General features: G+C 67.5%; 9 protein-coding genes and 1 riboswitch. Of the genes, 5 read left to right on the top strand and 4 right to left on the bottom strand.

Features of this window, described 5'->3' with window-relative positions; all coding sequences use genetic code 11:
• Positions 1-268: 268 nt before the first annotated feature.
• Together nrdR and JZ791_RS42625 are read right to left on the bottom strand one after the other, a co-directional pair.
• Positions 269-745, bottom strand: a complete 477-nt coding sequence (gene nrdR / locus JZ791_RS42630; protein ID WP_216903407.1) for a transcriptional regulator NrdR — start codon at positions 743-745, stop codon at positions 269-271.
• A 113-nt stretch (positions 746-858) separates the two neighbouring features.
• Positions 859-1269: a hypothetical protein gene (locus tag JZ791_RS42625; protein WP_216903406.1), complete on the bottom strand. Its 411-nt coding sequence runs from the start codon at positions 1267-1269 to the stop codon at positions 859-861.
• Between the two features lie 418 nt (positions 1270-1687).
• On the opposite strand from JZ791_RS42625, the gene lexA reads away from it, so the two are divergent.
• Entirely contained in the window at positions 1688-2374 is a 687-nt protein-coding gene (gene lexA / locus JZ791_RS42620; protein WP_308163475.1) for a transcriptional repressor LexA, read from the top strand.
• Between the two features lie 70 nt (positions 2375-2444).
• Here lexA and JZ791_RS42615 read toward each other — a convergent pair whose 3' ends face one another.
• Positions 2445-3440: a cytochrome c oxidase assembly protein gene (locus tag JZ791_RS42615; RefSeq protein ID WP_308163474.1), complete on the bottom strand. Its 996-nt coding sequence runs from the start codon at positions 3438-3440 to the stop codon at positions 2445-2447.
• 186 nt (positions 3441-3626) lie between these two features.
• Entirely contained in the window at positions 3627-4616 is a 990-nt protein-coding gene (locus JZ791_RS42610) for a cation diffusion facilitator family transporter (RefSeq protein ID WP_216903402.1), read from the bottom strand.
• A 214-nt stretch (positions 4617-4830) separates the two neighbouring features.
• Positions 4831-5000: riboswitch (M-box (ykoK) riboswitch) on the top strand.
• Positions 5001-5310: 310 nt separating this feature from the next.
• On the opposite strand from JZ791_RS42610, the gene JZ791_RS42605 reads away from it, so the two are divergent.
• The 4 genes from JZ791_RS42605 to JZ791_RS46755 all read left to right on the top strand — a co-directional run.
• Positions 5311-5487 (top strand): hypothetical protein, encoded by a 177-nt coding sequence (locus JZ791_RS42605; protein WP_216903408.1) that lies wholly within the window; start codon positions 5311-5313, stop codon positions 5485-5487.
• A 118-nt stretch (positions 5488-5605) separates the two neighbouring features.
• Positions 5606-7354, top strand: a complete 1749-nt coding sequence (locus tag JZ791_RS42600; protein WP_216903401.1) for an NRAMP family divalent metal transporter — start codon at positions 5606-5608, stop codon at positions 7352-7354.
• Between the two features lie 197 nt (positions 7355-7551).
• Positions 7552-7890, top strand: a complete 339-nt coding sequence (locus JZ791_RS42595) for a histone-like nucleoid-structuring protein Lsr2 (protein ID WP_216903400.1) — start codon at positions 7552-7554, stop codon at positions 7888-7890.
• 233 nt (positions 7891-8123) lie between these two features.
• Positions 8124-8736, top strand: a 613-nt coding sequence (locus JZ791_RS46755) for a PAS domain S-box protein (RefSeq protein ID WP_216903399.1), incomplete at its 3' end; no start/stop codon positions are given.

Genomic DNA, 8736 nt, shown 5'->3' with positions numbered 1-8736 from the left:
CCTACTGGCCCGGATCGAGCGGCACGAACAGAAAGAGCACTCCCAACAGCCCACCGACCGCACTCACCAGACTGCCGCATCACCGGCAGCCGCGTGAACCCCCGAAGAACTTGCGGGCGGGACCACTAAGTAACCACCGGCTTTGCTCGGTCCCCCTTCGCACCCACGTAACACCCTCTCCAGCGCATTACTCACTCAGTCGATCGCCGTCCTGCGCAACCCCATTCGCTGAGCACCCACATCCCGGACAACCCGCCCCCGGACACGCTCAGTCCACCCGCGCAGCAACCACCTTCTCCGCCCGCCGCCGCCGCAGATCCGCGATCTCCTGCTCGAAATCCTCAGCCGAGCTGAACGACCGGTACACCGACGCGAATCGCAGATAAGCGACCTCGTCGAGATCGCGCAGCGGACCCAGGATCGCCAGACCGACCTCGTGACTGGGCACCTCCGGGGATCCCGTGCCGCGCACCGCGTCCTCGACCTGCTGAGCCAGCAGGTTCAGCGCGTCGTCGTCCACCTCGCGGCCCTGGCACGCACGGCGAACCCCGCGGATCACCTTCTCCCGGCTGAACGGTTCGGTGACACCGCTGCGTTTGACCACCGACAGGATCGCGTTTTCGACGGTGGTGAACCGTCGTCCGCATTGCGGGCAGGCACGGCGACGCCTGATCGCGGTGCCTTCCTCTGCCTCACGCGAGTCGACCACCCGTGAGTCCGGGTGCCGACAGTACGGGCAATGCATCCGAGTTCCTTCGTCGATGCCTGCAATCGTCCATAGCCATGCTGTATCTCCACAGCATTGTCGAGGATACCTGTCAGACTGCCCGGACACGGATGCGCGGTGGCACACGGGTATTACCGCCCCGAGACGGGCGCGTCGTGCACCTGCGCCACCGTGGGCTGCGGATCGACCCCCGCCCCGGCGCGCAGCTGTGCCAGACCGAGCAATCCGCACACGACCGCGGCGCTGACCAGGGCGGACACCGCCAGCGTCGCCAATCCGAGACGCGCCCGCTCGACCCGCACCTGCGGATGGGGTGCGTACGACAGCCGCACCCGCGGCCTCTCGTACCGCACCACCGCGGCACGCGGCCGCACCGCTGCGGGGGCATGGACCGCTCGCAGCCGCCGGGTGTTCGCGCCGCGGCACGCCGCCGCGCGGACCTCACGCGGTGCGGCGCCGCGGTAGTCCTCGCCGCCCGCGTCATCGTAATCGGTTGCGACCATGTCGAATCGGTTGATCGCGTGACTCACCGTCGTGCGCATCGAACAGACCTCCAAGGGTGGGGTACTGGGCAAATCTTCAGCGTTCGATCATGTGTTCGAAGAACTGGTGTTCGATTTTTACCATGAGCCACCGACAAAGTCACTGCTTTCGCAACATGCGTCGAACAGATGTTTGAAACCTGGGGGCGGGCGGACTACATTCGGATCACACAATCGCCGAGGGGTCGCCGGCACACCCACCCGGTGACTCGAACAGACGGCGGCACGAGCACGAGTACCGCGGCACGCGGTACGCAGGAGGACCGAGCACATCCATGAACGGGAGGACCACGACCGTGAATGAGCGCAGCGAGCCGATCACACGCACCGCGCCCATCGCGCGCGCCGCGGCGAGTGTCGAGGGGGTGCGGCCGTGAACGACCCCACCGCGGACGACTCCGTCCCCGCCGACGACGGCATCGAATCACCCGCTGCGGGAACGGATCTCACCGCCCGCCAGCGCAGGGTGCTCGAGGTCATCCGTAGCTCGGTGAGCGAGCGCGGATATCCGCCGAGCATCCGCGAGATAGGCGACGCGGTCGGCCTCACCTCGACCTCCTCGGTCGCCCACCAGCTGCGCGCCCTGGAGCGCAAGGGCTTTCTGCGCCGCGATCCGAATCGTCCACGCGCCGTGGACGTCCGGGGCCTGGACGAGACGGCGATGCGCGCGGTCGCGGGCGTCCCCGCACTGCACGCGGTGCCCAGCGAGTCCACCACGTCCGATCAGCCGGTCCCCACCTATGTGCCGGTCCTGGGCCGGATCGCGGCCGGTGGCCCGATCCTGGCGGAGCAGGCGGTGGAGGACGTGTTCCCGCTGCCGCGCGAACTCGTCGGCGACGGTTCGCTGTTCCTGCTCAGGGTCGTCGGCGAGTCGATGATCGACGCGGCGATCTGCGACGGCGACTGGGTCGTGGTACGGCAGCAGAACGTCGCCGAGAACGGCGATATCGTCGCGGCGATGATCGAGGGCGAGGCCACGGTCAAGACCTTCAAGCACACCGGCAAACAGGTCTGGCTGCTGCCGCACAACCCGCTGTTCGAGCCGATCCCGGGCAACGACGCGCAGATCCTGGGCAAGGTCGTCACGGTGATCCGCAAGATCTGAGCGCCCGCCACACGACGACATCGGCCCGGCACTGCGCAGTGCCGGGCCGATCCGTTCGACGGGCCGAATGTCAGCGGCGGAAGCGCTCGCGCAGAATCGGGTCGTTCTCCCACCACAATCCGGCGCCCTGAACGGCGCCCGCCGTCGCCTGCGCGTCCGGGGCCGTCTGGCTGAACCTGCGCCGCCGGGCGGGTGCGGGCGAGGCCGCCTCGGCGGCGTCGAGTTCGGCATCGACCTCGGCGGCCTTGCGACGCTCGTCCGAGGCCCACGCCCGCATCAACGCGAACAGGTACGGCAGCCCGAGCACATCGCCCAGCACCCAGATGATCCCCGCGGAGATGGTCTGGTCCATGCGCAGGTCCGGCCCCCAGGTGCGGCCGACCGCGGTGTAGTAACCGACCGCGATCAGCGGGCCCCACCACAGCACGATGCCCAGGATGCCGTCGGCGAGCGATTCGAAGATCGTGATCAGCAGCGAGATGCCCTGCGAGTACCGGTGCGGCACCGGATCGGCCTGCAATCGCGAATAGAAGTACACGAAGCCGATGAGCACCAGCACGATCCGGGTGAGCGCGTCGGCCGCCCCGTTCCGCAGCACGATCCCGTACCAGGGTGAGAGGTACAGCAACCAGGGCGTGGCGAGCATCGCCAGCGAGGGCCCCAGTGGGAAGGTCATCGCCCGCGCGAGCGTCGATTGCAGGATCCGGTCCAGCCGGGCCTGTCCGGCCGGTCCCAGCGCTCCGCGCAGCACCGTGAAAGGCTGCCCGCTGGCCAGCCCGAACGGCACAACGTACAGCAGCAGCAGCGATTGCAGCGCCCGCGGCCACATCAGCGTGTCCGAGTAGACGCCGACGAAGCTGATCCCGCTGAGCAGCCAGATCCCCAAACCCATCAGACCGAACATGGCCGGGCGCTGCCGCGGAATCGGCGTGCCCGCGCGAGCCGACCGCACGCGCGCAGCCCAGTACCCGACCGCGAGCACCACGACCACCACGACCGTGGAGGTGTCCCAGCGCCAGGACGTGAATGCGGACTGCAAGCTCAGCGGTGTCTCGATCCATCCCACGGCAGCCAGTATCCACCCGCGCGTACGGGCGATCCGACGAGGGCGAGGCGTCCCGGTGCTCCGGCGAACGAGCGTGATCGGCGTCATAACCGCGTGGGCGGGTGCGGATCTCCCGCCGAATCACCTGCGGCCGATCACCTTTCACCCCCCGGTCCGGCATCGTGGCGGGCGCGGCCCGCACTCCGCTCAGAGGTGCGCGGAATTGGGATTGACGTGCGTCGGGCCGTGAGAGGCCTCACAGTGCGCCGGATCCCGCACACCGAACGCGATCAGTTCCGGACGCGCGTGATCGACCTGAAGCGTGGCGTGCTCGATGTGGTGCTCGTCGTGCAGCCAGCCCGCCAGGGCCTCCCGCACGGCGTGGCAGTCGCGCCCTGTCTCGACCAGGACATGCGCCGACAGCGCCGGAGAGCCCGAGGTGATCTCCCAGATGTGCAGATCGTGCACCTCCACCACGCCGTCCTGGGCCGCCATGGCCTGTCCGATCTCGGTCGGATCCAGATCCGCCGGTGCGGCCTCGAGGAAGATCCGGCTCGACGCGCGCACCAGACCGATACCGGCCCTGACCATCAGCACGACGACCACCAGCGAGGCGATCGCGTCGGCGCGGGCGAAGCCGGTGACCAGGATCACCGTACCGGCCACGGCGGTCGCGATGAAGGCGAACAGGTCGTTGAGGATGTGCTGGTAGGCGCCCTCGACATTCAGGCTGCTCCGGTTGGCTCGCGAGATCATCCAGCTGGCGGCGAGGTTCACCACGACCCCGATCAGCGCCGTGACCAGCACCAGGGCGCCGGTGACGGCCGGCGGATGCACCAGCCGGCGCACCGCCTCGTAGCCCAGCCACGCGGACAGCAGCAGCAGGGTGATCCCGTTGGCCTGTGCGGACAGGATCTCCACGCGCTTCCAGCCGAAGGTCATCCGCCCGGCGGCGGGACGCGCGGCCAGGCGAATCGCCCACAGCGCCAACGCGATCGAGGCGGCGTCGGTCAGCATGTGCGCGGCGTCGGACAGCAGCGCCAGCGACCCGGCGATCACGCCGGCGACCACCTCGCCGAGCATGAACGCCGCGATCAGCGCCAGCGCCGCGCCCAGCCAGCGCCGGTCGCTGTCGGCCGTGGCGTGGGCGTGCGTATGCCCGCCACCGTGTGCGTGTCCGGCGTGAGCCGTCGCCATCATGTCCCCTTTCCGCGTATTCGATCTCTCCTTCGGATAGTATGCACACATCACTATGTGTGCAAGACCACTGGTAGCGAGGTTTTCCGGCGTGTCGGAGAGCTCGACTCGGGGGTCCATGAAAAGAATTGCGGTGCACCATCTTTCGCGATACCAGTCGCGAGTCGGCGCGTCCAACTTGACATATCGAGCGAAAGGGTCGAATATTTCCAGGTCAGCACCTCGCTAGGCGAGGCTCCTGTACGAACACAGGCCACTGATCTCACGACGTCGAGAGACGCCCAAGGTTAGGACAGATCTTCCCGGATTAAGGGGTGATCCCAAGTGGCTGCCTTTCGGGGATTACGTCGTGCAGTGCCGAAGCTCTGACGAGAGGGGTGTCTGCCTGTTGATTCGAGCAGGTTCTCCCCTTCTGTCGGCATGGGTCTGATCACCGAGTAATGACGCGCTCGTGCGTCCTGGCAGCAAGGAGGTGGGGACACCACTATGACCGGCGATAGTCCGTATCCGAGTCCGGATCGAAAACGTTCTTCGTCCCCAGCTCGCTGCAACTCCACGACTGCCTGACCGAAGCAGACACCAGTCATCGGCTCATCCCGTCGGCCCGCGCCGCATGCGGGTCGACGCAGGTCTCCGTGCGCTCAGGCATGCCCGGATCATGTTGTGGCAGTTGGTCTTCCGCAAGGAGTCCAGCATGACCTTCAACACCTTCACCCGGCGTAACTCCGTGATGGCCGCCCTCGGCGAGTCAGCTCGTCGTGTCCGGGCGCGCTACCACCTCACTCCCGAGGAGCGCCACAACCTGCGCGCCTCGCAGACCCCGCTCGCGGTGGTCACCGCATCCCTCGGCGCCCGCTCACACCGGCAATAGGAAGCTCCGGCCCCGCGCCGTCGATCTGCCCCGCACGACCACAGCACGCCTGCCGCCGACGTCAGGGCGCGCCGAAAACGCAGCACAGCAACACAATTCAGGAAGGGAGGGAACGGCGATGGCCTTCTTCTCCAACGGCGTCAGCCGCCGCACCACCACCGTCACCCCGTCCGCGGCACCCGCCAACGGCACCGCCGTACTGGACAGCGCCCACGTCGGCGACATCGTCGGCGCGCTGGGCCGGGTCGGCCAGCACGACAGCGCCGAAGGTCGCACCCGCTGGCAGCGATTCCGGATGCTCTTGGCCATCATGGGCCCCGGCCTCATCGTGATGGTCGGCGACAACGACGCCGGCGGTGTGGCCACCTACGCGCAGGCCGGCCAGAACTACGGCATGGCGCTGGTCTGGACGCTCGCGCTGCTGATCCCGGTGCTCTACGTCAACCAGGAGATGGTGGTCCGCCTCGGCGCGGTCGCCGGCGTCGGCCACGCGCGGCTGATCTTCTCCCGGTTCGGCAGGTTCTGGGGCGCGTTCAGCGTGGGCGACCTGTTCATCGTCAACGCGCTCACTATCGTCACCGAATTCATCGGTGTCACGTTGGCGCTCAACTACTTCGGCGTACCCCGGGCCATCTCGATCCCGCTGGCGGCCGTGCTGCTGTTCGCGATGGTCGCCGGCGGATCGTTCCGGCGCTGGGAGCGGTTCCTGTTCGGGCTGATCGCGCTGAACATCGTGATGTTCCCGCTGGCGTTCATGGTGCACCCGAGCATCACCACCACCGCGCGGGGCGTCATCCCGTCGTTCCCGGGCGGCTTGAATTCCACCCTGTTGCTGCTGATCGTGTCCATCGTCGGCACCACCGTGGCGCCCTGGCAGCTGTTCTTCCAGCAGTCCAACATCGTCGACAAGCGCATCACCCCGCGCTGGATCAAGTTCGAGCGCGTGGACCTGTGGATCGGCATCGTCGTGGTGATGATCGGCGCGATCGCGATCATGATGGCCGCGTCGTTCGGCCTGGCGCCCGGCGCACTGGGCAACTTCACCGACGCCGGTGCGGTGGCCCGGGCCCTGCACGACCACATGGGCCGGGGCGTCGGCGCCCTGTTCGCGATCCTGCTGCTGGACGCCTCGCTGGTCGGCGCCAACGCGGTGAGCCTGGCCACCACCTACGCCCTCGGCGACACCATGGGCAAGCGGCACTCGCTGCACTGGAAGATCACCGAGGCGCCGCTGTTCTACGCCGGGTACGCGATCCTGCTGACCATCTCCGGGGCGGTGGCGTTCAGCCCCGATCACGTGCTGGGCCTGCTGACCCAGGGCGTGCAGGCGCTGGCCGGTGTGCTGCTGCCCTCGGCGACGGTATTCCTGGTGCTGCTGTGCAACGACAGGGCGGTATTGGGCCCGTGGGTCAACACCGCCAAGCAGAACATCCTGGCGGGCGTCATCGTCTGGTCGCTGGTACTGCTGTCGCTGGCGCTCACCGCGACGACGTTCTTCCCGCATCTGTCCATGCTCACCCTGGAAATCGGCTTCGGCGCCGGTGTGCTGATCGGCGTGCTCGGCGGGATCGCCGTGATGCTGGCCAAGCAGCGCGCGGATCGCCGGGACGCCGAGCGGACCGCGGCCGACCTGGGCGGGCTGGATCCCGAGCAGATCGAGGAACTCGATGACACCAAGCTGTCCCGCGCCGAGCGCAAGCAGGTGCTCGGGCAGGACCGGGAGACCTGGCGCACCCCGGCGCTGGACACCCTGGAGCGACCGTCGTTCTCCTCGTTGCGCATGGCGGGCATGTTCGCTCTGCGCGGATACCTGCTCATCGCGGTGGCACTGGTCGGTGTGAAGATCTTCCAGCAGATCACTGGCTGAACCAGTCTGACCACCGGATTCGGATATCCGAATGGCCCGGCTCCGGACAATTCTTCCGGCGCGTGGATTCATTAAGCCCATTCGCGGCATTCCGTGATCGGAAACGCCGAATAGCGCTGGATTCGCTGCATTCCCGGCTACTGCGGTACGGTATATGCAATCCGAGTTGATCCGTGTCCGTGCGAAAGGGCTCAGTGATGGCCAAGAAGGTCACCGTCACACTCATCGACGATTACGACGGGAAGTCCAAAGCGGATGAGACCGTACAGTTCTCGATCGATGGTGTGGCCTACGAAATCGATCTGTCCACGTTGAATGCAGGCAAGCTGCGGGGCTCGCTCGAGCCTTGGACGGAAAAGGCCCGGAAGGTGGGCCGACTGAAGGCGGGAAGCACGGCGCGCCCGAAGTCCGCAGCCGATCGCGAGCAAACCGTCGCGATCCGGGAATGGGCGAAGAAACACGGCTACAACGTGTCGGCCCGCGGCCGAATTTCCTCCGAGATCGTCGCCGCATATCACAAAGCCAACAAGTCGTAGACCCGAGGCGTTTACCGGTGAGCCCCGGCTGCCAGGCAGCCGGGGCTCACTCGCGTTCGCTCATCGAGCGAGCCTGACCTTGCCAGGATCGGCAAACTGCCCCTCGAGCGGGTAACCTGGGATTCTGGTTCGGCATCACGCCGTTCCCGCAAGTCGCAGCGTCGGATTGAGCGGGGGTGCGTTTGACTCGAAATCACCGAATCACGGACCTGGCCCGCCAATGGCGTGACGCTGTGGCGGATACCGGTTTCGTGCCGATGTCCCGGCGCGAGCTCGAACGGCTTTTGTCCGATCTGCTCGCGCAGTTTATCGCTGCCCTCAGCGACGAGTTCTTCGACCGGAAGGCCGCCGCCGAGGTGGGCGCGCGACTCGTCCGCGCCAATCTGACCGATCCACAGGTGCTGGCCCGATCCGCCGAAGCCCTGGCGCCGCTCGCGGATCTGCTGACCTCACACGCGGACCGCCTCATCCCGGCGCTGGGCGAGCTGTCCCGGGGCTACACCGAGGAATTGCTGGCCACCCGCGCCCGCCATCAGGAGATGCTGCACTCGGCGATGGCCGACGCCCGCAACGCCGCCGAGGCGCGCTTCCGGGTGGTCTTCGACAACGCCGCGATCGCCATCGGCATCGGCGACGCCGATGGCCGGGTCGTGGACGCCAATCCGGCGCTGGCCGCGATGGTGGGCACACCGATGGCCCGGCTGCGCGGCCAGCTGATGTCGGAGCTGGTGCATCCCGACGATCACCATCTGGTGCGGTCCCGGATCTTCGACGACCTGATCACCTCCGGCGCCGGTACGATGCGTTTGGAGCTGCGGTATCCCCGGGCCGACGGCGGGGCGGGCT

Origin of the sequence: Nocardia alni, from assembly GCF_019038435.1 — a bacterium.
In the GTDB taxonomy this organism is placed as follows: Bacteria; Actinomycetota; Actinomycetes; order Mycobacteriales; family Mycobacteriaceae; genus Nocardia; species Nocardia alni.
This window is presented reverse-complemented; position numbering and strand designations above follow the sequence as displayed.